The organism is Prevotella sp. MA2016 (assembly GCF_000619825.1).
Classification (GTDB): domain Bacteria; phylum Bacteroidota; class Bacteroidia; order Bacteroidales; family Bacteroidaceae; genus Prevotella.
In genome coordinates this window covers 91,918-115,898 of sequence record NZ_KK211036.1, presented here as the reverse complement: position 1 = coordinate 115,898, position 23,981 = coordinate 91,918, and the positions used below count along the sequence as shown (strand labels likewise).

The following is a 23,981-nucleotide window of genomic DNA, read 5'->3' as shown; positions in this document are numbered from 1 at the left end:
ACCTCAATGACTACAACCGCTACGACGCTAAGATGATAGATGCCCGGCATAAGGAAGAGATGCGCGACACGCAATTCCCCAAGGATTTGGAGCGTGCATACGAGTTAGAGAAACGGCTTGTTAATGCTGCAAAATAAAACCGCATACGGCAGTATTGTACGTATGCGGCAATATAATTGAAATCGAAGTCATGCTATCGCGTCAGCCTGATTTCCTCGTGGTAGAAATAGTTGACCACGACGGGATGGCCATACTCTGAGCGACCATAGGGCAGGTCGTTGATGACGTAGGGCATCTGGTGCTCCTTCGTGTAGGCTTCCACCTGCAGGGCGAGCGTCTGCCAGTAGTCACGGCGCTTGCGCTTGTAGATGTCGTCGTAGAGCGGTAGCAGGTCGGGATGCTCTTCGCGGATGTACTGCATGATGGTGGGCTTGAACTGTCCGCGAAGGTTGAGGTTCTCCAGCCATACAAGGTCAGAATAATCCTTAACACGCTCGATGATGGCAAAGACATCGGTAATGCCTGGGAAGATGGGTGACACGAAGCAGACGGTGCGGATGCCCGACTCATAGACCTGCTTCATTGCAGCCAGTCGTCGCTCGATGCTGGGCGCATCGTCCATCGCTTCCTTGAACTGCTCGTCGAGGGTGTTTACAGACCACGATACCGTGACGCGCTTGAACGTTTTCAGCAGGTCGAGGTCACGCAACACGAGGTCGCTCTTCGTGGTGACGATAATCTCGCAGTCGGCACCCTGTAGCTGTTCCAGCAGTGCACGGGTACGCTTGTATTCAGCCTCCTGCTCGTTGTAGCCGTCTGTCACCGAACCGATGACGATGCGCTCGCCGTCGTACTTGTGCGGATTGGTTATGGCAGGCCAGTACTTCACGTCGAGGAAAGTCCCCCACGGCTCGGTATGACCTGTGAAGCGCTTCATAAAAGAGGCGTAACAGTACTTGCAGGCATGGGTACAGCCCACGTACGGATTGACGGAATAACCGCCCACAGGCAGCGATGACTTTGTCATCACCGACTGCACTTGTTTGTCATTTATAATCATAACCCTGTTGTTTTAATACTTCCTTAAATTCCTGTGGCAACTCCTGTACCATATTTGCATCCCCATAATGGGAACGAGGTCTTCCTTCTGACATTTACGCTCTCACCGTCCTCGGGAATGTGGACGCGCCCAGCCACTCCATGCTCCCTGGCAGCCTGATGGAGTGCGGCACGGGTGACGTGATTGTGGTTCACGCCCTCCAGGTGGGTGGCCACGAAGGTGGCCTTCGGTGCGTAGTCCATCGTCTTCAGCACATCGGGAATGTGCATGATGACATGCCCTCCCACATGAAACTTGTTGCCGCCAGCATTGACTATCACCACATCGGGCTGCCAGCGGTCAAGGTTGCGACGCACACCACTATACCAGATGGTGTCGCCAGCCAGATAGGTCGTAGGCTCCGCAGGGTGCTGGAACACATAGCCGCAGGTGTGGCCGGCCTTCGGCAGCATCCACCAGTGGCCGTGATGGCTCTCAGCCTTCGACAGACGAACATCGCCCAGCTGCATCTCGCCCTCAATCACTTTCACCTGCTTGAACCCATGCGACACGACCACCTCACGGTCCAGCTCGTCCTGCACGACGATGAGCATTTCCTTCGGCAGCTGCTCATAAGCGGCATCGTCTATGTGGTCAGTGTGCAGATGGGTCAGCAACACGCAGTCCACATCCCTTAATAGTTCGTCCACCGTCATCGGCAGGTCGTGAATCGGGTTGCGCAATTCCTGATGGTGCGAGAACGGGAACGGAGGCATACAGCCCTTTTCGCCCAGCATGGGGTCTATCAGCATCACCTTACCGGCATACTCAATCTTAATCGTAGCGTTTCTAATCTGTTGAATCTTCATGTTCTTTTCTGTTTTTTTGATTTCTGGGTGCAAAGGTACGGCGAAATGTTAAAGATGTCTATACCAGAACAACATGTTGTTATGCCATTTTGATAAATCATGCTTTTTTCGTACCTTCGCAGCCGAAATCATATAAAGAGGTATGGCAAAAACAACATACAGGCTCGTAGAGGTGCCTTTCAGCAAGACGGAATGTGGTGTAGATTTCTTTATCAACACCGCCCATGGCAGTGAGCGGAGGGGCGTGCTGACGGAATACCCCGTGTTCAAGACCGATTTTTTCGAGATGTTCTTCTTCCGTAAGGCCAATGGCTATCTGTTGCTGGGCTACCAGAAGATAGAACTGCGCGATGGCATGGTGCTCATCCTGAAGCCCCACCAGCAGCAGGAATGGCACATTGACGAAGATGCCCTCGACTACGATTTCCTTATCTTCCGCAACGACTTCATGCGTACGTTTATTGCCGACAAGTTCTTTGTCTATCGCCTGCAGTACTGCCAGCAGACCGACACGCCACCATACTTCATGGCAACAGCCGACGAACTGACGGAATACGAACGGCTGCTGAAGAAAATCCGCAGCGAACTGCGCCAGCCTGTAGCCGACAGCTACCATATCATCGTCAGCGTGCTCTACTATCTGCTGGCCGTCTTGAACCGACGCTATACCGAGACATATAGTCTGCCCTTTGAACTGCCGAAGAACCACTACGCTTTCCTGTTTGTGGAACTGATGGAGCAGCACATCCGCGACCTGCAGCGTGTGCAGGAATATGCCGACCTGATGCACGTCAGCCGGGTGACGCTTAACCAGAGCGTCATGGCGCAATATGGTGTTCCAGCCACCGTCCTGCTGAAGCAACGCCTGCTGGCCGAAATCAAGAACGGACTGTTGTTCAGCCACAAGACGGTCAGCGAGATTGCCTACGACTTCCACTTCTCAGAACCTTCACATTTGATGCGGTTCTTCAAGAAAGCCACAGGCAAGACGTGTACACAATTCCAGCAAGAATACGAGAATGGAACGTTTGAATAACTCTTTTAGGTAAATTTCAATTTATGAAAGAATGGCTGTTTCTGATTGGTGCCATCGTCCTGGAGACGTTTGCCACCTCGATGCTCAAATACTCCGAGCAGTTTACTAAGCTGCTGCCCACCACCGCAATGGTTGTAGGCTATATGTTCTCGTTCTATTGCCTGAGCCATGCCCTGCGCACCATGCCCATCGGCATCGCATACGCCATTTGGAGTGCCCTCGGCATTGTGCTTATAACGCTCATCGGCATTTTCGTGTTCAAGCAGGTGCCCGACCTGCCAGCCTATATCGGCATCGCGCTGATTATGGCAGGTGTTATCATAATCAACCTGTTCTCAAAAATGGAAGTGCATTAAGATAAATCAGAATTTATGGAAATCAATATTAGACCCAACCCCAATGAGGTTTTTCCGAATCCGAAGATTCCAAGCCTCTGCTTCATCAAGAACGTGGTGAAGAACCCGCGTATCATCATCGGCGATTATACATACTACGATGATGTGGATGGTGCTGACCAGTTCGAGAAGCATGTCACTCATTTCTACGATTTCATAGGCGACCGGCTGATTATTGGCAAATTCTGCGCTATTGCCAAAGGTATAGAATTTGTCATGAATGGAGCCAACCATAGGATGGATGGTGTGACGACTTATCCGTTTTATGTCATTGGTGGCGATTGGGGAAGTGCCATTGCTCCGGTGAAAGATGAATTGCCTCTGAAGGGTGATACCGTTGTGGGCAATGATGTCTGGATTGGCCAGCATGTTACCATCATGCCAGGCGTTCACATAGGTGACGGAGCAATTATCGGAGCCAACTCTGTTGTTGCCTCAGACATTCCTCCATACGCTGTTGCCGTGGGAAATCCCTGCCGAGTGGTCAGGATGCGTTTTGATGACGAATTCATCGCCTTTCTGCTGCAACTGAAATGGTGGGATTGGGACATTGAGAAAATTGAGCGCAATTTCAAAGCTTTGTCAAGTGGTGATTTATCATTGATCAGAAACCTATAAATTCGAATTTTATGGTAACTTGTTTTGATGTATGTGAGATTCTTGAAATGCTGTCTGAAGCATCTGTAAAGGTATTTTTGGACGGCGGTTGGGGTGTCGATGCACTTATAGGCAGAGAAACAAGAATACATAACGACATCGATCTGTTCGTAGAGAAGAAAGACTACTGTATAACCATATCCGTGATTACAGGGAAGGGATACAGAGAAGTTATAATGGACTATACGACCGACAGCCATACTGTCTGGAAAGATGACAACGGAAGAATAATCGATCTGCATTGTTTCGAATATGTCGAAGATGGAATTCTATATGACGGATACACTTTCCCAAGCGAAACTTTCTCAGGTAAAGGAAAAATCGGGAATATTGAGGTGTTCTGCATAAACCCGGAGGCACAGGTACAGTTCCATCTTGGATATGAATACGATGAAAATGATGTCCACGATGTTCTGTTGTTATGCAGAACTTTCAATCTTGAGATACCGGAGCAATATAAAACTCACATCTGATTCAATATGCTATGATTACTGATAGTTATGATATTGAAACTGAACCAATGATCAATCTGTTTGATTTCTACGGCAGACGTGGAGATTTTGCAGATATATGCCTGATAATATTCTCGAAGGAAATTCATCGGCATTTACTTGATTCCTACGAATCTGAAATTATTGCAACTATGTCGGCTTGCAATGGCGACACGCATATCTATAAAACAACTTATAAAGGAGTTACGATAACTTTCTACCTGTCAGGAATAGGTTCAGCAGTAGCATCCTCTCAATGTCATCTTGCAAGCTGGCTAACTGGAGCATCAAAGTTCATTATGTTCGGTTCCTGTGGCAGTCTTGACCGTACAACCACACAAGGTAGATTTATCATACCGACACAAAGTTACAGAGGGGACGGGTGTTCATATTATTTTGCAGCACCATCCGACTATATTGATATAGCCGCAAGCAAGGAACTTTCCATAATTTTCGACAAATTATCTGTACCATATATTACAGGTAAAATATGGACGACAGATTCGATGATCAGAGAAACAAAAGGACTTGTACGCAAACGTATGGAAGAAGGGTGCATCGCTGTAGAAATGGAATTGGCTGGAGTTCAATCTGTGTGCGACTTCTACAATTTGAAGTTGTATGCTTTTTTTGAAGCAGGTGACATTTTGGATACAAATGGATATGAAGCCAAAGGCTTGAACAATGCCAACCATAGTTTAAACAAACTTTATATTGCTTTAGAAACGGCAACCTACATCTGAAGTATATCAGAATTGTGAATTCCAATTTGCAGAACCAATATCATAATGCTTTCAGCAGTGATTGAAATTACTCCGCTATTAAAATAATAATACTGAAATGAAGATAGAACTATTTTCTAACGAAGATTTTGCTAAAGCCTTTCCTTTGGCAGCAGGCGCATGGGGCGATTTTTATGCCGATGAACGGCATTGGTTTATCAATGCCGTAGCAGAGTACATCCTCCGCTATAACTACAGCAATCCCTCGCTGGCATTGAAAGCTGTGGGCGATGATGGTATGATTCATGGGGTGTTGTTTGCCAACTTCCATGATGACAAAGCAGATGTCAGTCAGTGGCGCGAGAACATTGAGGCACAGATGACCGACCATGAGCGTGAACGTTTCCGTCTATTGGCCGACTATATGTTGGAGGTTGACGGGAAAACGGTACAGTGCATGAGTAACGGCGAAGTGAAACTATCACTTTTCATCAGCAATCAGAAAGGATGTGGGAAAAAGTTGTTGCAGGAAATGATGGATAAGTTCCGGCACAGAGACCTGAGGCATCTATACCTTTGGACCGACACCAGTTGCACCCACGAATATTACCCACAACATGGTTTCACACTGGTAAGTCAGTTCCTCAGCGAGGTCTATGACTCGTACGCTCCTGGCTATACCACGTATATCTATAAGAAGGGCATATAATCTGAGCATTATGAAAGAATGGTTGTTCTTGATAGGTGCCATTGTCTTAGAGACATTTGCTACCACGATGCTGAAGTATTCGGAGCAGTTTACAAAACTTTTGCCAACAATCGGAATGTTAGCAGGTAAGTAAATTCCAATTTAGCTTATAATTATGACAGAATTTGAAAAGATGCGCCGTGAAGAGTTCTATGACTTTACAAGCGAGGAATGTTTGGCGAGTTACTATAGGGCAAAGCATATATGCGCAAAACTGCAGACCATGACTATCGAGGATGCGGATTACAGAGAGACTATCGAAGATCTGATTCCCGGTATTCCTGAATCATCCACGGTATCACCGCCATTTCATTGTGACCACGGGCATGGCATCAAACTGGGTGAAAATGTGTTCATCAACTACAACGGAACGATGCTCGACGGAGGCTTGATAACTATCGGCTCCAACACTCAGGTTGGCCCCAACTGCCAATTCCTGACACCGAACCATCCTATTGACTACATTGAACGTCGCAAACCTATAGAACGATGTTCTCCAATAACCATCGGTGATGACTGCTGGTTAGGAGGCGGTGTTACAGTTTGCCCAGGAGTGACCATCGGTGACCGTTGCATCATTGGAGCAGGCAGTGTTGTGGTGAAGGATATCCCTTCTGATTCAATAGCTGTTGGCAATCCATGCCGGGTTATCCGCAAGTTATGAATATAAGAACTGTAAATTGAAATGCCAAACAAGAACGACTACAGCACCTGAAAGAAAGGTAGGTTTCTAATCATTTGAAACCGTAACATAGATAATCGCGGTAAAGGATTTCAGATTATCAAAGCCCCGACCTGCATTTGCAAGCCGGGGCCTTTTGGATTATATATGGAATGGCATAGGGTTATGCCACGATGAAACAAAAGGGTGGCTTCAGTCATGACAAAAACAAAATACCTACTTCATGTTAATCTGCTTTTGTTGGCCGTCACAGGTGGGCAATGCTCAAAACACTGCGTTTTAGGTATTGTGCACTCTATTTATTTACCGTACCTTTGCACCCGATTAATTTGTATCAACTATAAAGGGAAATTGAGTTATGGGACTATTAAAAACGTTTTTCACCAACTGTGCCTGTCCGCAAGGACGGATGGGACGCGCGATGCTGAAGTTTATGAATCTCTGTCATGCACCGCTGACCAACTGGGGACTGAAACTGGTCAATATTCAGGATGGCTGGACAATGCATGACGGCCTATTCGCCGGAGGAACTGAAGACGCTGCTCGACAATGCAGGTTTCATCCAGACTGAGATTCACCGCATGAAGCCATCGAATGCAACTATCATCGGCGTGAAAGCATAAATCTACGATAAGAGTACGATCACGCTACTCATCTTCGTCTTCCTCCATCTTGCAGATTTGCCTTGTTTCTTTGACCTTCGGTCGAGCCTGCTCACACTCGGATGATTCGGAGCAAGCTCCAATCTTCACTCGCTTAATCGCAGCCTTCCTGGTTCTCCTGTATGTTACCTGTATTACCATTTCAATTTGTCATTAGAATAATCACACCACTTATGGCGATATAGGCATAGACGATGTAGCGGAAGATGCGATTGGGAATGCGCTTAAAGACATAAGCTCCAAGGGTTGTGCCGATGATGACTCCACCAAGTCCAAAACAATAATCAGTCAGGACAGTCGTGGTGAAGAAACCGTTGTAGGCACGAACGAAGGTCATCATTATATTGCCTATCAGAAAATAAGTCTGCGTCATCGCCATGTAATGTTCCTTCGAAGGCTCACTCTGGATGAAATAGAGCACGGCTGGCGGGCCTTGCATGCCGAAGAAGCCTCCCATCAGTCCGCTCAGTGTTCCTGCACCAACCTGTACTTTCTTCGTTGTCGGCAGTTTTATCTTCTGACTGAACAGCGCAAAATAAATGCTGATAAGGATGAGAGCTACACCTAGGATTCGCTTCAATATGTGGTCTTCGATGCGGGTCAAAGCAAAGATGGCTATTGTCGATACAACAATAAACGTCAGCAATATCGGCCAAAGTCGTTTCCAAGTGACATAGCTTCTCATTCGCCACACGATGACAGCCGAGGTGGTAATGGCCAGAAGTCCTGAAAGGGTTGTGGCCTCGCCGTATGTAGGCAGGAAGAACGGCAGCATCGTCATGATGAAGATGCCAAAGCCGAAGCCCGTGGTGCGTTGCACGAAACTGGCCCCGATGCTCAGCAGGAATATGGCTATAACAAGGCTACTCATCGTTATTCCGTCAAGAGAAAAAGTATTTCTCTGCCATAGCATTAAGCTGGTCAGCCGACAGGTTGGCAATACCAGTCTTCTCAATCAGCGAGAACTCCTCCTTGTTCTTTCCGATGACGAACTTCCGTTCCTTGCCATCGATTTCAGCAAGCAAGTGGAAATTGCCTTTATAGGCTTGCTCTATGCGGATATTGGCAACCGAATGACCGTTGATAGTCAGTTCTGGCATTGCTGCGTCTTCCTGCCATTCACCCCAGGCTTTCAGGTGGTCAATGATGGTAGTTTCTACCCTACCCGTCCATTGCTCTGACACTCCGTATTTCGTGGCAATGGCTCTGAACTGCTTCAGGGACGCAACTACCTCACGGATGATGGCATCAGGTCGGCGTATGCCGTTGTCACGGGCAAACTGGATGGCGTCGTCACGAGTGATGCCTTGCAACTTACCACCAATCATCAGGCAATGATCCTTATTGGGCAGATAGCCGCCTGTATCGAAGATATAGGTCATATCATAGGCTGGTGACAGCCGCCATGTACCTTGACGATCCATGATGAACGTGAAGTTCTTGTTGTGGTCATCGGTATTGTTGGCAAGGATATTGAATACCATACGACGATACAGTTCCTGGCAATCCACCTCGGGCAGATGCAACTTACGGCATACGGCAAAGAGCTTTTCGTAACTGTCTGCTTCAGGATCCATCGCTGCTAATGTTTGGGTATGTAGCTTTCCCGTCTCGTTACGGTCAAAGCGTTTTGTAAGGAAATGATTTGTCCCATCCACTTCAAGCAGCCGTGACTCCATCATGTTGATGCCAGCAGCCAAAGCCATTTCATAAAAGGTCTGCTCCAGTTCGGCTGAAGAACGAGCCTTGTCACCAAACTTCAAGATATAATAATCCAGGTTCGGCTCCACGTCTATCTGTCCGCTACGAATCACTCCCGTTTTTCTGTCTATTGCAATAATACCCTTTGGTTGACGACCACCAGCAGAGGTGCCGACTGCTATCAACGACTGCAAGGTTAGCGACTCGTCTGGCAGGATCCTCACGTTCTCTCTCTCCAGAGCTATCTTCTCGGCCAGGTCTGCCAATGCCTTGATGTCTATCCGGCCAGTCATCGAACCTCGTTTTATCTCTGGGACAAACTCCAAGGCACCCATGCCTCGCTTTCCGATGAAGGCCAGTTTCTCAATCGAAGTCACATTTCTTTCCGTAAGACGATTATCCCTGCGCCATTGCTCAAAGAGCATATTACCCCAAGCGTCGGGCAGAGAGTCTGCTATAAACGAAGGCAGCTTCTGGTAGATTCGCTCTGCCTCACCGAAGATGGCACGGGTACTGAGCGGATTGTGGATGGAAGCAGCCAAAGGTGCTATGTCCAGAGTTCCTTTCAAGAACTCCGGATTATACATGAAGAACGATGTCTTGCGGGCATCATGCCAAGCCAGTCGGCCAATCTCCTGCCCCCAAAGAAGCACTTTCAAAACCTCAGTCATACCTTTTTATGTCTTACACGTTGTACCTTCTTATTCTTCTTATTATATAGATAGAGTGATTCCGGTTGTTCAGGCATCAGATCGTTCAAGTCATTGATACACCCTACAGCCTTCATGAGCAGCAGGAACGTACTCAACGAAATATTCGTTACCGTACCGTTCTCAAAGCGATAGACTGACAGCACAGACAAGCCTGCCATCTCCGCAACCTCCTTCTGCGTCATATTAGCCCTTAACCGGTATTCCTTGAATCGACTGCCAAGCATTTTCACCAGTTCTGGTGCTGAATAATCCGAAAAATCCTCCATATAGCCTTACAATTATGTATTCTTAAACCTTAAATCTAATAATAACACATCAATACTGAATGTTTATGGCTGCAAAAATAAGCATTATTTTCCAATCATCCAAACTTTTTCGGGTAAATATGCGAATCTGAGGGTATCTTTTAACAGATGCGTCATAAGACCTGTATTCGGTCAAGAAAAAAAACAGGTTTAAGGTTTAGGTTTAACCATGTATATATACATGTCTTCATAACCTCAATCAAACGTACCTGAATCACATGGTGGGTTTAGTTTACCTCTTATATGTATTTAAGCCTCCCTAAACTTAAACCTAAACCCCAGAGGCACAACCTGAGGCGATTTTTTCTTTTGACCGAAAAAACAGTTGCAAAGATGCGGCTCTTTGAAATAAAAGTCGTACCTTTGCAACCGACAAGATCGATGGTAAGAGATCGATTCGAGTCAAAACGGGAAAACGGATGGTTAAACTTGCTTAAAACTAAAATTTCCTTACATCAGGCTAGAATCCGTAAAAACTACGGACAAAGCAGACAAAAACCACCACTGCCCGTCACTATGAGGCATTCGTAAGTCTCTCAAAAACAAATTTTTAGAAAGGGTTTATCCTATTTCTACCTTTTCGTTGTAACTAACTGATTTTCGGCGACTTACATTTCCTGCGTGGGAAAGTAGATTCTGCGTGGGAAAGTGATATGAGACTACGTTATATCAATTTGTCATTACCTGCACCTATTTCAAATTCGTCATTCTGTCGGTTTGATGATGACTCTGCGATAAGCGGGCAAGGCGTCAAACCCAGATGGGGCGCTCATCCTTCTCGTCAGCCAGACGGATAATCAGTTCGCTACCCTCGCTGTCGTTGTCAGAAGGCAGAGTAGCAGGAAAAAAAGCAAGTTCTTTCTCATCAGTATCTGTATAATTTGAAATGTTGAATCTGGAATGCTCCTACGGGTATGCGCACATGACGACCTTGATGCGTCTGGTCGCCATTCAGATGACGGATGATGCGCTGTTTGCCATCAACGATCTTCACCTCCTCGCATTTCGCCAACCCGATGCGCTGCTGAAAGGTAACCACCACCCCACTGCCTATCACCAGATAATCCTCTTTACCCAGTCTTAGAATGATGCAAGCCGTCTCTGGCCATTCCGCCCCCTTTGCACCTGGTTCCCAACCCAGCGAATAACTATGCCTGATGGTGAAGCGGAAACCATCAGCAGTGACGATCTCAGCCTCTCGCTGTTCGTTGTCGAGCAGCACAGCATCCATATCTTTCGTGCCCTGTCGCTCAAGAATCAACGGTTCTGCCTGTCGCAACAGCTGGTAGGCAGCCACAAGCGGCGACCACGATGTGCCTACGGCAGAGAAGGCATTGAGCTGATCATCCTGCGAGAGATCCATCTGCTTCCAGTCGTTGGCATTAGAAACCGTTGTGAGCGGATAGTTCTCGATGCTGAACGGACAGAACCCCATCGCCCCATGATGCCCGAAGGCGTAGAGAGCATACATCGCGTCTTTATCCTCCAGTCGTATCTCTGGCACGAAGAGCGGATTGTTGGGCTGGTGGTATTTTGCCAGCCACGACTTGATGCCCTTGTCGTAGATATCCACCCCCAGCACATCGATAGATGGAGCCCCACAATGCCACAGGTCGATGAGATGAGCCAACGGACCGCCCGACGGATATTGCCCAGGCTTCCGGTCGCGGCTGTTGAGAGCCACATTAACGTACATTGGCAGATTGTAGATTTCACGTCCCGCCTTGGCTATCTGCTCCACATAGGTGGCGTAGGTCCACGTCTGGAAGATCTCCTCCGTATAGATGTCATCCCCAAACAGCTGCGCCCAGTTGGCACCCGCTTTAGCCTGCGGCTGTAGTTTCTCTTTCAGATAAGGGTGCAGCGACTTCTGATACCTCTTCAGATAGTCGGTCAGCTGCTTGGGCACAGCGCTCTGGTACAACCGCGTCGCATTCGCCGAATAGTCGCGCGGCACCTCAATCATACCGATCTCATTCTCCACCTGCACCATGATCACCGTCTGCTCCAGAGCATCATGATCACGTAGATACGCCATCACATGACAGAAGGCACGCTTGTCGGCCTCCAGCACATTCTTACTCAGCGAAGAAGCCTCCTCAACGGGCACCCCTTCAGACGTATGGGCACGAGGGAAGCGCTTCACGTCTCGCTTAAACCACTCTGGCGCATAGCAACTCATCGAGTTTTTCCAAGCCCCAAACCACAACAGCACCACTTTCAGTTCGTTATGCCTTGCTTCGCTCAGAATCACGTCGAGCGTCCCCATGTCGAACTCACCTTCTTGGGGCTCAATCAACTCCCACGACACGGGAACGAGCACAGTGTTGAGTCCCATCTTGTGGAGATGCGAAAACGTACGCTTCACGTCCTCTGGCGTCGAGGCTGACGAGTTACCCAACTCACCACCAATCATCAGCATAGGCCTGTCGTTGACAACAATCCTAGCCGTACTATTATCACGATGCTCCAGGCGAGGCTGCCGTTGTGCCTGTGCTCCCATTGCCAGTATACAGAGCAGCAGGGAAATAAGCAAATTCTTCATATCATCTAAAAGTCTGCTGATTATTTTATGCCACAAAAATAACAATTATTTTTCGAATGACATTGGATTTTTTGCGATTTTCACATTATTATTGCTTCTTTCCACCTTCCCTGCATGCGTAATTTTGAATTTATACATATTATCAACTATATTATAGAAAAAGAGATTCATATATTTGTGCATGAAAACAATTATAAAAAAATGTGCTAATGAAACAGTTTAAGATTAACAAGAATTACACCAATCGTTCTGAAGAGTCACTTGACAAGTACCTTGTAGAGATAAACCGTATACCTATGATCACCCCAGATCAGGAGGTCGAATTAGCCCAGATTATCAGGAAGGGCGGAAAGAAAGGAGAAGAAGCAAAGAATAAATTGGTGACTGCGAATCTCCGTTTCGTTGTCTCCGTTGCCAAGCAGTACAAGGTGTTGTGACCATCAGCACAAGGTTATGGCTCCAAATACAACCCGTATGGTGTGGAGATTTTGAGGCATACCATTGGATCACCTTGGGTAGATGAAGGAACAACAGTTACCTTTGCAACCTAATTTCATCGACTCACGAAAGCAGAAACGGCAGTCATATTTGCAGATTTTTGCCTTTTTTTGTCCCCCGAAAGATGTTTTTTGTCCCCCGTGGTGACATTCAGTAGTAACTCGTTAAAACTATAAAGGCAATGGCTTACATCGTTTTTGTATTCATAAAATTTAAATAGTTTAGGAAATTTGATTTAACTGTTTCTTAATTCCAATGGCGTCATGCCGAAATGATCTTTCACGTATTTACCAAAGAAAGAGGGGTTGGGAAAAGCGAGCTTTTCACAAATTTGTTTGATACTGAGATCTGTCTGTCGCAAGTAGTAACGAATATCCTCCAACACATGTTCCGTAATCCACTCGTTGGCGGTCTTGCCAGAATTCTTCTTGCAGAGGGCCGTGAGGTATTTAGGCGAGATGCACAGCTCGCTGGCATAAGCTTCTACCGTGTGACGTTTCACATCGTTGGAGTGCAGCAAGTCAAGAAAATGCTGGAAGTGGACTTTCGACGTCATCTTCTCGTTATCATGCATAGTGGCAGAGTTATCCAGGCTTGTTTCTGATGATAACATCTGTTTCATCCGACCGCAGAGCCCGAGAATGGCCGAACGTAGCAGCGACTGTATGACATCGGTATGTAATGGGTAGTCTTTCCCCTTGGTAATAGCCAGTGTCAGCATGTCGTAGAAGTGGGTGTAGAAAAGAATCTCGTCCTCGTCCATGGTGACGATATGGTGGCGATGTATGTACATCATGTCGTTCCAGATGTTCATTTTCTCGCGCAGAAAACTCTGAAGGATGCGGTTGGTGAGAAACATAGCCTTCAGGTTGAAGTCAGGGCTGACCATTACATCGGTCACCGTGACGTTCTGGGGGACGATGGCCACCTGATTTTTATGGAGTTCCATTTGTATGCCATTCATCTGAGCCTGTATCTTGCCATTGGTGCAGATGACGACAGTATTCATGGCCACATGGGCTGTATTGATTTCGGTAAATTGCTGAATACTGTCAACAACCACAATATCGTTGTCGGAATAGCCAATCTGGATATCCTCATTGTTAGCTAATGTCTGAAATGTTACTTCTTCATGCTGTTTCATGTTGCAAAAGTACTTAATATTTTTCAATTTTAATGTCTTATTTGGTATCAATATTGTTTTTTTTGACATCATGATGCCAAATCGGTAAGATATGAAGCGAAATCAAACATGAATGATAGGCGATTTGGGATTAATTTTGCACTCAAAATAAAACAATTGAGTATGAAAAAAGATTATTTGATACTGCTATCAGTCATATTACTGGGCAGTTCTTGCCAACAGCAAGGGGCAAAATCGAGCATGAAGGCTCCGACGAGAGTGAAAACACAGGTAGTATCGACCAATATGGTGGATAATGCTCAGACGTATGTGGGTATGGTGGAAGAAAGCAAGGCTACCGCAGTTAGTTTTACAGGGATGGGGGTAGTTAAGCGTGTATTGGTGCGCGAAGGCCAGGCTGTAGGCAAAGGTCAGTTGCTGGCAGAGATGGACGACACTCAGGCCCGCAATCTGCTGAGTGGTGCCGAGGCGCAGATGACGCAGGTCAATGATGCATTGGCACGCTACAAGATGCTGCACGACAACGGCTCGCTGCCCGAGGTGCAGTGGGTAGAGATACAGAGCAAGGTAGCTCAGGCCAAATCGCAGCTGGAGGTAGCCAAAAAGAATCTCGCCGATTGCCGGTTGGTAGCGCCTGTTAGTGGCGTCATCGGTAAGAAACTGATTGAGGCGGGTGAAACAGCCATGCCCTCGCAGGCTATTGTGAATATCCTTGATATCTCATCGGTAAAGGTAAAAGTGGCAGTACCAGAAGCTGAAGTTGGCGGTATCAATGCCCATACGCCAACGAGTATCCAGATTGAAGCCATCAATGGCAGTTATCAGGGAGGACAGATAGAGAAGGGCGTGCAGGCCGATGCCCTCACGCATACGTACGATATAAGAATAAATGTAGCAAATAGTGACCGCAAGCTGCTGCCAGGGATGGTGGCAAATGTGCGTTTTTTATCTGATGGCTCGCAGGCAGATGGTGGTAAAATGGTTCCTGTAACGGCAGTACAGAGAAAGTCAGACGGCAACTTGTTTGTCTGGACGGTTGGCAAGGACAGCACGGCTCATCGCACAACTGTTACTATCGGTCAGCCACAAGGTAATTTTGTGAGGGTCATCGACGGGCTGAATATGGGCGACCGTATAGCTACCGAGGGGTATCAGAAACTGAGTGAAGGAACCAAAGTAGTGTATTAATATGGGAAATAGGACTAACTGGCTCCGATGGCCGTTGGAGCATTACTCAATATCATTGCTCATCGTAGGCATTCTGTTTGTGATGGGCATCTATGGCATGTATATCATGCCGAAAGACGAATTTCCACATGCCACCATCCGACAAGGTGTGGTAGTGGCGGTATATTCAGGTGCTACGTCAGAAGAGGTTGAGCAGCAGGTGGCCCGCCCTTTGGAGCGCTATCTGTTTACCTTTGGCGAGGTGAATCGCAAGAAGACCACTACGCAGAGTCAGAATGGCATGTGTATCGTGATGGTGAAACTGAACGATGATGTGAACAACAAAGACGAGGTGTGGTCGAAGATAAAACACGGTCTGAATGGCTTTAAGGCGCAGTTGCCCAGTGGTGTGCTGGCTATCGTGGTGAACGATGATTTTGGAAACACCTCGGCGCTGCTTATCGCCATCGAGAGCGACCAGCGCAGCTACCGCGAGTTGAAACAATACAGCGATGATTTGAGCGACCGCCTGCGTCGCATCCCGTCGGTGGCAAATGTAAAACTCTTCGGCGAGCAGAAAGAGCAGATCAGTCTTTATATAGACCGCCAGCGCCTGCAAGCCTATGGTATAGGTCAACAGATGCTCTTTTCGCGTCTGCAGGCTCAGGGTATCACCACGATGAGTGGCAATATCAGCGATGATGACCAGCAGATACCCATCCACGTGGAGGCTCAGGAGAACAGCGAAGAAGAGATAGCCAACCAGATCATCTTCTCTGACCCAGCAACGGGTAAGGTGGTACGTGTTCGTGATGTGGCCCGTGTGGTGCGTGAATACGAACCGATGTCGAGTCGTATTGAGCAGGATGGACACCCCTGTGTATTGCTGTCGATGGAGATGACACCAGGTAATAATGTGGTGCAGTATGGTCAGGAGGTTGATCGGGTGCTGAAAAATTTCAGAGAGAACGAACTGCCCGAGGATGTAAGCGTGACCCGCATAGCTGATAAACCCAAAGTGGTGGCGAAGAGCGTGAGCGACTTCCTGCGCGACTTGCTCATCTCGATGGCTATCATTATTCTGGTGATGATGGTACTGTTCCCCATCCGTTCGGCCATCGTGGCAGCTATCACCATTCCGCTAAGCACCTTTGTGAGTGTGGCTGTGATGTATATGATGGGTATCGAACTGAACATCGTGACGCTGGCGGCACTGATTGTAGTGTTGGGAATGATTGTAGATAATTCGATTGTAGTCATCGATGGCTATCTGGAGTATCTGGGCAAAGGCTTCAAGCCCTTTGATGCTGCCATTGAGTCGGCCCGCCAGTATTTCATGCCTATGTTCTTGGCTACCATCTGCATCTGTGCCATCTTCTATCCATTCCTCATCACGATGAAGGGCATGTTCCACGATTGTCTGGAGGATTTCCCCGTCACGATTACCATCAACCTGATGGTGTCATTGGTACTGGCTGTCACGGTCATTCCATTCCTCGAGACACGCATCATCAAGCCTGATAAGGTAAGTACCGATGGCAACAAAATAACCAAATGGGTGCAGAGTACATATAATAAGGTGTTAGATTGGACTTTTGCCAACCCGTGGCTAACCATCGGTGGTGGCATCGCCGTCATTCTGCTCTCAACACTGATAGCTCCCACGCTGAAGATACGTCTCTTCCCATACGCAGACCGCGACCAGTTTGCCGTAGAGATATTCCTACCCGATGGTAAGGGACTGGCAGAAACAGAGCTGATTGCCGACTCGGTACAGCACGTGCTTGAGAAGGATGAGCGTATCACAGGCATAACAGGTTTCATAGGCTGTTCATCGCCCCGATTCATGGATGCCTACGCACCTCAGATGGCGGGTAATAACTATGCACAGTTCATTGTGAATACTCAGAGCGACAAAGCTACGCTCGACCTTCTGGCCCAATATCAGCCACAACTGAGTGAGGCGTTCCCCAATGCCTATGTGAAGTTCAAACGCCTAGACTATCTAGAAGTGAGTGAATTGGAGTATCGTTTTTATGGCGACAATCTCGACTCACTGCATGTGGTGGCAGAACGGCTGATGGAGCGTATGCGCCAGATGCCGGAACTGGAGTGGGTACATACCGACTATCTGCAGCCTTATCCCATCATCAACGTAGAACTCGATCCTGTAACCTCTGCTCAATTAGGTATTACACGCACTACCGCCCAGCTGGCTCTGAGTGCCACGTCAAGCGACCTGCGTGTAGGACAGATCTGGGAGGATAACTACGAACTGCCTATTGTGGTGAAGGACGATACCGATATGACCTTCTCGGATGTGGCCAATCTGGGCATTGCATCGCCTGCATCGCTTGTATCAGGAGGTCTGCACAGCACCAATTCTACTGTGCCTCTGCGACAGATTGCCAAAGTCGCTCCCAAGTGGAGTGAGAGCCGCATCATGCATCGTGGCGGCGAACGCTGCATCACAGTGACAGCTCAGTTTGCCCAGGGAGTCTATACCGCTCCTATTGAAAAAGAGATAGCCCGCATCATGCAGGAGGAAATCCTGCTGCCACAAGGTGTGCGTACTGAGGTGGGTGGCGAGATTGAATACGGTGACGAGGCTATGCCGCAGATTATCGGTGGTATTACCATTGCGATGATTATCGTGTTCTTCTTCCTATTATTCAATTTCAGGAAGTATGGCGTGACTACTGTCTGTATGGCTGCCTTGGCTCTGATGATTCCTGGTGCACTCATCGGTCTGGGACTGATGAACCGCGCCTTAGGACTGACCTCTATCTTCGGACTCATCACCCTGATGGGAATGATTATGCGTAACGAGATTCTCATCTTTGAGCATGCCATCGACTTGATTAAGAAATATGTGGCAGAGCATGGCGACTGGACAGTGGACCGCCAGGGATATAACAATGCCGTCCGTCAGGCTGCTTACGAAGCCGGCAAGCGACGTATGGTACCTATCTTCCTCACCACAGCCACCACTGCCGTTGGTGTGGTGCCGATGATTATTGCCCAAAGTTCATTCTGGATGCCAGTTGGTGTCACCATCTTCGCTGGTGGTATCGGCTCGCTTATCATGGTGGTTACTATGCTCCCCGTTATTTATTGGAAAGTTTCTACAAAGTAATTATGAAAAAGATATTATTACTGATAGCTTTGGGCTGTGCACTCTCTGCCTCGGCACAGACCTACACATTGGAGCAGATAAAAGATTCTGCCCTGCATAACAATATCGCTATCCGCAGTGCCAAATACAACATCGATGCAGCCCGCCAGCAACGCAAGGAGGCATTTACCAAGTATTTCCCCAGTGTGAGTGGTACTGGTCTTTGGTTCAATGCCAATAAAGGTATGGCACAAACCACTATCAACCCTTCAGCGGGTATTTCGCCCGAGTTGGGGGCGGCTTTGGCTCAGTCGTTGCCCCAAGAGGCCCTGGCGGCCTTGGGGAACCCCGTCAGCATCTCGATGATGAAGAATGGTACTCTCGGCTCGCTCATGGCCGTGCAGCCTGTATTTGCGGGTGGTCAGATCATCAACGGCAATAAACTCGCTAAAGTTGGTGAGGACGTGAGCCGCTTGCAGTTGCAGTTGTCGGAAAACGAGGTGGAGAAGATTGCCGAACAATATTTCTGGCAGTTGGTCTCGATGCAGGAGAAGATGAAGACCATCGAGGCTGTAGATACCCTGTTGGCCGGTATTCACAAAGATGTAGATGTGGCTGTGCGTGCTGGTTTGATCATGCCCAACGACTTGCTGCAGGTACAGCTACGTCAGAACGACATCCAAAGTCAGCGACTGAAACTGAATAACGGCATCTCCATTGTCCGTCTGTTGTTGTCGCAGTATTGTGGCCTGCGAGATACATCATTCGTCATATCTTATCAGTCCGACGTTACTTCACCACTGGTTTCCAAACAAGACCATCGTCAGGCACTATTGGGAACTGCAGAATATCAGCTGCTTGACAAGCAGGTGGAAGCTGCTAATCTACAAAAGAAACTGGCCGTTGGTCAGAACCTGCCATCAGTTGCTGTCGGCGCAGGCTATAACTACCACAATATGCTTAATAATAATCACTCGTTCGGGATGGTGTTTGCTACCGTTAGTGTGCCCATCTCCGACTGGTGGGGCGGTTCTCATACCATCAAGCGCCGCAAGATAGAGCACCAGAAAGCTGTAGAACAGTTAGAGGATAATGCCCAACAGCTACAGATCCGTATGCAAAATGCCTGGAATGGGTTGGAAGAGTCGTATCAACAGTTACTCCTAGCTCAGCATAGTATCGAACAGTCTGAGGAAAACCTGCGCCTTAATCGCAACTATTACAAAGCAGGTATCTCTAAGACGAGCGACTTACTCGAAGCTCAGATGCTCTATCAGCAATCTCTCGACCGCCGTACAGATGCCTATGCGGATATGCAACTACGGCTTTTAGAATACAAACAAGCAACAGGACAAAAATAAAACAACTATGAAAAGATTCTATTATTTTCTGACGTGCTTACTGCTAAGCACCCATGGTTTTTCTACGGAAAGACTTTCTGGCTTCTGGTATGGACTCTATTGCGGGTCACCTGTGACCGTGTCTTTCACTGACAAACTCCAGTTGGCTGCTGAGTCATTTTCTTCTATGAATATGACTTGCAGCTATTCACTATCAGGTAATGGCAGAATTTCTGTATCTGATGTCGGACCCGGAATGGCGGGCGAAGGACTCTATACGATCAAGGATGGAACACTTGATCTGTTATTAGTCTTTGGCGCTGCAGGACAAGTCAAGCCTCTCCAATCCTTTGCCGACGGTGAAGGAAATCCTGCTGCTACGCACCTGACTCTCTCACGTGACAAAGCGGTCATAGACAAAGCTACTGCTCCCGTTCAGGTTCCTGCAAAAGCTCATATAGCCTTTGAACGCAACAGACGTTTGGGAGTAGGAATCAATCTCAACGCAGTACTGGATGGCAACTCCAACGGCACCCCTTTAAAAGCTGGAAGCATCAAAGGTATTGCCGATGCAGGTTTCCAAAGCATACGCATTCCCATCCGCTGGGCCGACCATGTTTCCAAAGAGGCTCCTTATACCATCGATCCAGATTTCTTCGAGGCTGTGGATAACATCGTGAAAGAATGTTTGCATAATGACTTAGCTGTCATTTTAGATAATCACTACTATCCCGGTTTGTCATTTAATCTTGGACCTCAGGATTTGGAAACAGAGCCCAACATTGAGCGGCTTTGTAGTATATGGAACCAGATTTCAGCTCATTATAAAGATTATCCTGACCAGAATGTCTTTTTTGAATTGATGAACGAACCAAGTCTTGCATTAGCTCCTGCTCTGTGGAATAGAGTGGTGGCAAGGGTTACTCGGATTATCCGTGAGCAGAACTCTGGAAAGACTATTCTAGTTGGCACCCCTAGTCTGGGGCAACACTGGACTATCGGCCTATTGGAATTTCCCGACGACTGGAATATGATTGTGGATGCACATTATTATTTGCCACAGACGTTTACCCATCAAGGACTCTCATATGCTATGGCAGGGAATCTGCACGACATTCCTTGGATGGGAACAGAGGCCGACAAATCTCCAATAGAACATGATTTTTCTTTCCTTGCCCGTTGGAGCCAGCGTACAGGACGCCCAGTCTGCATCGGAGAATACGGTGTTTGCGCCAATGCCGATGATGCATCCCGTACTCGTTACGTAGCTTTCATCCGCAGTCTTATTGAGCAGTATGGGATGAGTTCACACTACTGGACTTACCACCGTGATATCTTCCAGGCCTTTGACGAACAGACTGGGCAGTGGAATGACTCCTTGTTGAAGGCGCTGAACCTCCCGGCACGTAAAGAAGAAAAGGGAAGTTTTCAGGCAAGCCAGTTCTTGAATCCCGATTTGAAGTATGCTCCTTCAGTACGCTGGTGGTGGCCAGGAAATGACGTAGACAACACGGAACTCAAGAGAGAGCTAGAGCTGTTCGCTTCTAACCATATCGGTGGCGTGGAAATTCAGCCTTTTGCCTTGGTTGTTCCTATGCCGGAAGAAAGAGTCGGAGCTATCATGAGTTTCGATTCGGATGCTTATTACGAGCATCTTTCTACCGTGATGGCAACAGCCGCCAAACTTGGCATGACCGTAGATATGACCAACGGCAGCGGGTGGCCTGCAGCTTCGCCCGCCATTACTGAAGCCGAAGAGAATCGTTCACTACAATTTGGCTTGACCATTATTCCAGAAACAGGAGGCACCGTCGCCATTCCCCGTTCTAAGAGAAAGGATAGCAAATTTGCCACCTTGATAGGGCTGTTGGAAGCGCAGGTAAAGGAAAACGAAAATGGTCCTTGGCAGATTAAAGATGTGAAAGAACTTCCCCATACCGATACGACGGTCACCTTCTCACCAGCAAAAGTAGAGAAAGGATGGCAGAGAAGTCTGATTGCCCTCTGGTCAGTTCCATCACAGGAAATAAATATGATTACCGCACGACCTGACGGCGGTAAAGTGATTGACCATTTCGACTCTATTGTAGTCCAAAAGACCTACGATCATTACTTCGGAGCACGTTCAGGTCTAACTCCCTTCTACGGAAAACCTTTCCGTTCTATCTTCAACGACAGCTATGAGTTCAAGGTTGATCGTCACATAACAGCCGATTTCAGAGATGTATTCCTGCATAACCGAGGATATGATCCGTTACCCTGGATGCCAGCCAACATCTGGTATGGTTATAACAACATGTATGACCCCGGGAAAAAATATGCTGAATTCAGTTTTGACGATGTGGACACCCGTCTCCGTTACGATTATGATTTAACCGTAAGCGATTTAGTAAGAATGCATCTGCTCAAAGGTTCTTCCCACTGGACAAAAGAGCGCGGCTTGCTGCATAAGACTCAACCATACGGTCTTCCTATGGACTATATGGGGGCTGCAGGGGATGCGGATATTCCAGAAACAGAAAATATGATCTTTGGTGGCGGTAGTGAAGGAGGTTTAAAAATGATTTCCTCTGGGGCTATGTTGTACAACAAACCACTTGTCAGCGCAGAATCCGGAGTCCATATCAACCGAGCCTTGATGGTTACGCCCCAAAAATTACGTTCCACTGCCGACAAACTCCTTTCCTGCGGTGTCAATCAAATTATCTGGCATGGTTCCCCTTACAAATATGAAGTTGGGGGCATTCCCTGGCAACCCTTCTATAATTCCATGATTGGAGTTAATTTCTCATCTGACCTATATGAAGAAAACGTCTTCTGGAACGAACTGGCAGATGTGAATCAATATGTACAGCGTGCTCAGTACTTGATGCGCAAAGGAAAGGCCGAAGCCGACATCCTGGTATATTATCCGTTCTTGGAATACAGCAGCAGTGTTAAGAATCCAGAGGAAATTCTCTATTACGGAATGCTTCCAGAGACAGAACCTGGGGCTGACAACGAGCAGAAAGTATCGGAAGATGCTGTGAGCAAATGGCAGAGCGCCGTATGGCCTATATTGAACGAATTAGAAAGACGTGGACTCACCTGGTCATGGGTCAATGACGAATCCCTGCAGGAGATGACGGCAACTCCTGACGGACGCTTGCATATCCGTGGCAACAGCTACGGGGGACTTGTCCTGTTTAATCTTCCTTGGATTCAAATGCAAACAGCCCAGAACCTCCAGCAGCAATCTACTGCTAATCTGCTGATTATTGGTGACCTGCCAGTCAAACAGCCTTCCTTCAAGGATTATGCGAAGAACGATAAAGAAACAGCTAAGCTGATGAAGAAAGTGGCGTCTGGGAAACATGTCTGCAACAGCATTCACAATTGGGTGGTTTCAACCCCTCTGACAACGTTGGCTGGAGGAGAACGGGTCAGGACAGCCCGTCGTCGAATTTCTGACAATGAACTGGTTCAACTCTATTGGAACGTAGATAACCGTTGGAAGGAAATCAGCATTCAGGCCGTCGCTGCTCCCTATGCCTACTGGTTCGATGCTGAAGACGGGAGTGTGACAACTGTCGATAGAACATCTTCCGGTGAAATCAAAGGCATGCTTCCTCCGCTTTCAACTCGCTTCCTTTATATCACTAATTCCCCCATTCAGGAAGCGAAGGCTCCCCAGCCTACTCCGTCTACCACCAAGGATTCCAAGACCATTGAATGGGGACAATGGGCGCTGCAAATTGGAGAACAAATCATCCGCGACGCTCAACTGGCAGACTGGCGGAATATTCCGCAGCTGGCCGACTCCTGCGGTGAATCTGTTTACACCACCCGATTCTCACTGGAAAAGACCGCCACAAAGTATGTGCTCGATTTAGGAGATGTCTACTACACAGCAGAAGTGTATATAAACGGAAAGGCTGTTGGAAAACGTAGCTGGAAACCGTTCAGGTTCGACATTACAGACTATGTACAAAGTGGTGAGAATGCTATTGAAATCCGCGTGAAGGCATCTGATTATAATACGAAGGTTCTACGTGGTCGTGAGGGCGATGCCACATTCTCCTCGATTGCGAACTCAGGGCGAATAGCCAATGGACTGAAAGGTCCGGTGCAGATATTTGCTGAGTGATTGCTATAAAATTGTATGTCTTTTAA

General features: G+C 47.6%; 20 protein-coding genes and 1 pseudogene. 14 read left to right on the top strand and 7 right to left on the bottom strand.

Going from position 1 to position 23,981, the window contains the following annotated elements:
- Window positions 1-193: 193 nt before the first annotated feature.
- Window positions 194-1,060, bottom strand: coding sequence for a radical SAM mobile pair protein B (locus tag T360_RS0111170; protein ID WP_027454042.1), 867 nt, complete (start codon window positions 1,058-1,060; stop codon window positions 194-196).
- A gap of 23 nt (window positions 1,061-1,083) precedes the next feature.
- Window positions 1,084-1,908, bottom strand: coding sequence for an MBL fold metallo-hydrolase (locus tag T360_RS15235; protein WP_081772790.1), 825 nt, complete (start codon window positions 1,906-1,908; stop codon window positions 1,084-1,086).
- A 142-nt stretch (window positions 1,909-2,050) separates the two neighbouring features.
- Between T360_RS15235 and T360_RS0111160 the strand changes: the two genes are divergently transcribed.
- The 9 genes from T360_RS0111160 (at window position 2,051) to T360_RS16645 (ending at window position 7,262) form a co-directional block, all read left to right on the top strand.
- A complete protein-coding gene (locus T360_RS0111160) occupies window positions 2,051-2,944 on the top strand; it encodes an AraC family transcriptional regulator (RefSeq protein WP_024990708.1) in 894 nt (297 codons plus the stop codon).
- Between the two features lie 23 nt (window positions 2,945-2,967).
- Window positions 2,968-3,300 (top strand): multidrug efflux SMR transporter, encoded by a 333-nt coding sequence (locus T360_RS0111155; protein ID WP_028912863.1) that lies wholly within the window; start codon window positions 2,968-2,970, stop codon window positions 3,298-3,300.
- Window positions 3,301-3,315: 15 nt separating this feature from the next.
- The gene (locus T360_RS0111150; RefSeq protein ID WP_036929511.1) at window positions 3,316-3,957 is read left to right on the top strand and encodes a Vat family streptogramin A O-acetyltransferase; all 642 of its coding nucleotides are present in this window, start codon (window positions 3,316-3,318) and stop codon (window positions 3,955-3,957) included.
- A gap of 11 nt (window positions 3,958-3,968) precedes the next feature.
- Complete coding sequence (locus tag T360_RS0111145; RefSeq protein WP_028912861.1) at window positions 3,969-4,469, top strand: nucleotidyltransferase domain-containing protein; 501 nt, start codon at window positions 3,969-3,971, stop codon at window positions 4,467-4,469.
- Between the two features lie 11 nt (window positions 4,470-4,480).
- Window positions 4,481-5,230 carry a nucleoside phosphorylase gene (locus T360_RS0111140; protein ID WP_028912860.1) on the top strand — a complete coding sequence of 250 codons (750 nt, stop codon included), beginning with the start codon at window positions 4,481-4,483 and terminating at the stop codon, window positions 5,228-5,230.
- A gap of 97 nt (window positions 5,231-5,327) precedes the next feature.
- On the top strand, window positions 5,328-5,918 hold the full coding sequence (locus T360_RS0111135; RefSeq protein WP_028912859.1) for a GNAT family N-acetyltransferase: 591 nt from the start codon (window positions 5,328-5,330) through the stop codon (window positions 5,916-5,918).
- Window positions 5,866-6,051, top strand: coding sequence for an SMR family transporter (locus T360_RS16650; protein ID WP_081772789.1), 186 nt, complete (start codon window positions 5,866-5,868; stop codon window positions 6,049-6,051). The genes T360_RS0111135 and T360_RS16650 overlap by 53 nt, the downstream gene beginning before the upstream one ends.
- Window positions 6,052-6,072: 21 nt before the next feature.
- Window positions 6,073-6,621 carry a sugar O-acetyltransferase gene (locus T360_RS0111130; RefSeq protein WP_028912858.1) on the top strand — a complete coding sequence of 183 codons (549 nt, stop codon included), beginning with the start codon at window positions 6,073-6,075 and terminating at the stop codon, window positions 6,619-6,621.
- A 509-nt stretch (window positions 6,622-7,130) separates the two neighbouring features.
- Window positions 7,131-7,262, top strand: coding sequence for a hypothetical protein (locus T360_RS16645; protein ID WP_255326925.1), 132 nt, complete (start codon window positions 7,131-7,133; stop codon window positions 7,260-7,262).
- A 181-nt stretch (window positions 7,263-7,443) separates the two neighbouring features.
- Here the strand turns inward: T360_RS16645 and T360_RS0111115 are convergent, their stop codons facing one another.
- From T360_RS0111115 to T360_RS0111100, 4 genes are all read right to left on the bottom strand, one after another.
- Window positions 7,444-8,172, bottom strand: a complete 729-nt coding sequence (locus tag T360_RS0111115; protein WP_028912857.1) for a sulfite exporter TauE/SafE family protein — start codon at window positions 8,170-8,172, stop codon at window positions 7,444-7,446.
- A gap of 10 nt (window positions 8,173-8,182) precedes the next feature.
- Window positions 8,183-9,673, bottom strand: a complete 1,491-nt coding sequence (locus tag T360_RS0111110) for a type II toxin-antitoxin system HipA family toxin (RefSeq protein ID WP_028912856.1) — start codon at window positions 9,671-9,673, stop codon at window positions 8,183-8,185.
- Window positions 9,670-9,981 (bottom strand): helix-turn-helix domain-containing protein, encoded by a 312-nt coding sequence (locus T360_RS0111105; protein ID WP_028912855.1) that lies wholly within the window; start codon window positions 9,979-9,981, stop codon window positions 9,670-9,672. Before T360_RS0111105 ends, T360_RS0111110 begins: the two co-directional genes overlap by 4 nt.
- A 904-nt stretch (window positions 9,982-10,885) precedes the next feature.
- Entirely contained in the window at window positions 10,886-12,565 is a 1,680-nt protein-coding gene (locus T360_RS0111100) for a DUF5597 domain-containing protein (RefSeq protein ID WP_028912854.1), read from the bottom strand.
- A 209-nt stretch (window positions 12,566-12,774) separates the two neighbouring features.
- Here T360_RS0111100 and T360_RS0111090 point away from each other — a divergent pair.
- Window positions 12,775-12,993 (top strand): annotated as a pseudogene (locus T360_RS0111090) (sigma-70 factor domain-containing protein); the annotation flags it as partial.
- 305 nt (window positions 12,994-13,298) lie between these two features.
- On the opposite strand, the gene T360_RS15850 reads toward T360_RS0111090, so the two are convergent.
- Window positions 13,299-14,207 (bottom strand): helix-turn-helix transcriptional regulator, encoded by a 909-nt coding sequence (locus tag T360_RS15850; RefSeq protein WP_051523536.1) that lies wholly within the window; start codon window positions 14,205-14,207, stop codon window positions 13,299-13,301.
- 162 nt (window positions 14,208-14,369) lie between these two features.
- Here T360_RS15850 and T360_RS0111080 point away from each other — a divergent pair, with 162 nt between their 5' ends.
- Genes T360_RS0111080 through T360_RS0111065 form a run of 4 tightly spaced genes read left to right on the top strand, consistent with a single transcriptional unit; the run spans window position 14,370 to window position 23,955 of the window.
- Window positions 14,370-15,395 carry an efflux RND transporter periplasmic adaptor subunit gene (locus tag T360_RS0111080; protein WP_028912852.1) on the top strand — a complete coding sequence of 342 codons (1,026 nt, stop codon included), beginning with the start codon at window positions 14,370-14,372 and terminating at the stop codon, window positions 15,393-15,395.
- Window position 15,396: 1 nt separating this feature from the next.
- Window positions 15,397-18,510 carry an efflux RND transporter permease subunit gene (locus T360_RS0111075; protein ID WP_028912851.1) on the top strand — a complete coding sequence of 1,038 codons (3,114 nt, stop codon included), beginning with the start codon at window positions 15,397-15,399 and terminating at the stop codon, window positions 18,508-18,510.
- Window positions 18,511-18,512: 2 nt separating this feature from the next.
- Window positions 18,513-19,850: a TolC family protein gene (locus tag T360_RS0111070; protein ID WP_051523534.1), complete on the top strand. Its 1,338-nt coding sequence runs from the start codon at window positions 18,513-18,515 to the stop codon at window positions 19,848-19,850.
- A gap of 7 nt (window positions 19,851-19,857) precedes the next feature.
- Entirely contained in the window at window positions 19,858-23,955 is a 4,098-nt protein-coding gene (locus T360_RS0111065; protein WP_081772785.1) for a cellulase family glycosylhydrolase, read from the top strand.
- Window positions 23,956-23,981: the final 26 nt, after the last annotated feature.

What these genes read in the sequence shown, in the direction of transcription:
- T360_RS15235 (WP_081772790.1), bottom strand. Translation starts at nt 1,908, where the DNA reads ATGAAGATTCAACAGATTAGAAACGCTACGATTAAGATTGAGTATGCC.
- T360_RS0111115 (WP_028912857.1), bottom strand. Translation starts at nt 8,172, where the DNA reads ATGAGTAGCCTTGTTATAGCCATATTCCTGCTGAGCATCGGGGCCAGT.
- T360_RS0111170 (WP_027454042.1), bottom strand. Translation starts at nt 1,060, where the DNA reads ATGATTATAAATGACAAACAAGTGCAGTCGGTGATGACAAAGTCATCG.
- T360_RS16650 (WP_081772789.1), top strand. Translation starts at nt 5,866, where the DNA reads ATGACTCGTACGCTCCTGGCTATACCACGTATATCTATAAGAAGGGCA.
- T360_RS0111080 (WP_028912852.1), top strand. Translation starts at nt 14,370, where the DNA reads ATGAAAAAAGATTATTTGATACTGCTATCAGTCATATTACTGGGCAGT.
- T360_RS0111140 (WP_028912860.1), top strand. Translation starts at nt 4,481, where the DNA reads ATGATTACTGATAGTTATGATATTGAAACTGAACCAATGATCAATCTG.
- T360_RS0111145 (WP_028912861.1), top strand. Translation starts at nt 3,969, where the DNA reads ATGGTAACTTGTTTTGATGTATGTGAGATTCTTGAAATGCTGTCTGAA.
- T360_RS0111105 (WP_028912855.1), bottom strand. Translation starts at nt 9,981, where the DNA reads ATGGAGGATTTTTCGGATTATTCAGCACCAGAACTGGTGAAAATGCTT.
- T360_RS0111160 (WP_024990708.1), top strand. Translation starts at nt 2,051, where the DNA reads ATGGCAAAAACAACATACAGGCTCGTAGAGGTGCCTTTCAGCAAGACG.
- T360_RS0111075 (WP_028912851.1), top strand. Translation starts at nt 15,397, where the DNA reads ATGGGAAATAGGACTAACTGGCTCCGATGGCCGTTGGAGCATTACTCA.
- T360_RS0111130 (WP_028912858.1), top strand. Translation starts at nt 6,073, where the DNA reads ATGACAGAATTTGAAAAGATGCGCCGTGAAGAGTTCTATGACTTTACA.
- T360_RS0111065 (WP_081772785.1), top strand. Translation starts at nt 19,858, where the DNA reads ATGAAAAGATTCTATTATTTTCTGACGTGCTTACTGCTAAGCACCCAT.
- T360_RS0111100 (WP_028912854.1), bottom strand. Translation starts at nt 12,565, where the DNA reads ATGAAGAATTTGCTTATTTCCCTGCTGCTCTGTATACTGGCAATGGGA.
- T360_RS0111070 (WP_051523534.1), top strand. Translation starts at nt 18,513, where the DNA reads ATGAAAAAGATATTATTACTGATAGCTTTGGGCTGTGCACTCTCTGCC.
- T360_RS0111110 (WP_028912856.1), bottom strand. Translation starts at nt 9,673, where the DNA reads ATGACTGAGGTTTTGAAAGTGCTTCTTTGGGGGCAGGAGATTGGCCGA.
- T360_RS0111135 (WP_028912859.1), top strand. Translation starts at nt 5,328, where the DNA reads ATGAAGATAGAACTATTTTCTAACGAAGATTTTGCTAAAGCCTTTCCT.
- T360_RS15850 (WP_051523536.1), bottom strand. Translation starts at nt 14,207, where the DNA reads ATGAAACAGCATGAAGAAGTAACATTTCAGACATTAGCTAACAATGAG.
- T360_RS16645 (WP_255326925.1), top strand. Translation starts at nt 7,131, where the DNA reads ATGGCTGGACAATGCATGACGGCCTATTCGCCGGAGGAACTGAAGACG.
- T360_RS0111155 (WP_028912863.1), top strand. Translation starts at nt 2,968, where the DNA reads ATGAAAGAATGGCTGTTTCTGATTGGTGCCATCGTCCTGGAGACGTTT.
- T360_RS0111150 (WP_036929511.1), top strand. Translation starts at nt 3,316, where the DNA reads ATGGAAATCAATATTAGACCCAACCCCAATGAGGTTTTTCCGAATCCG.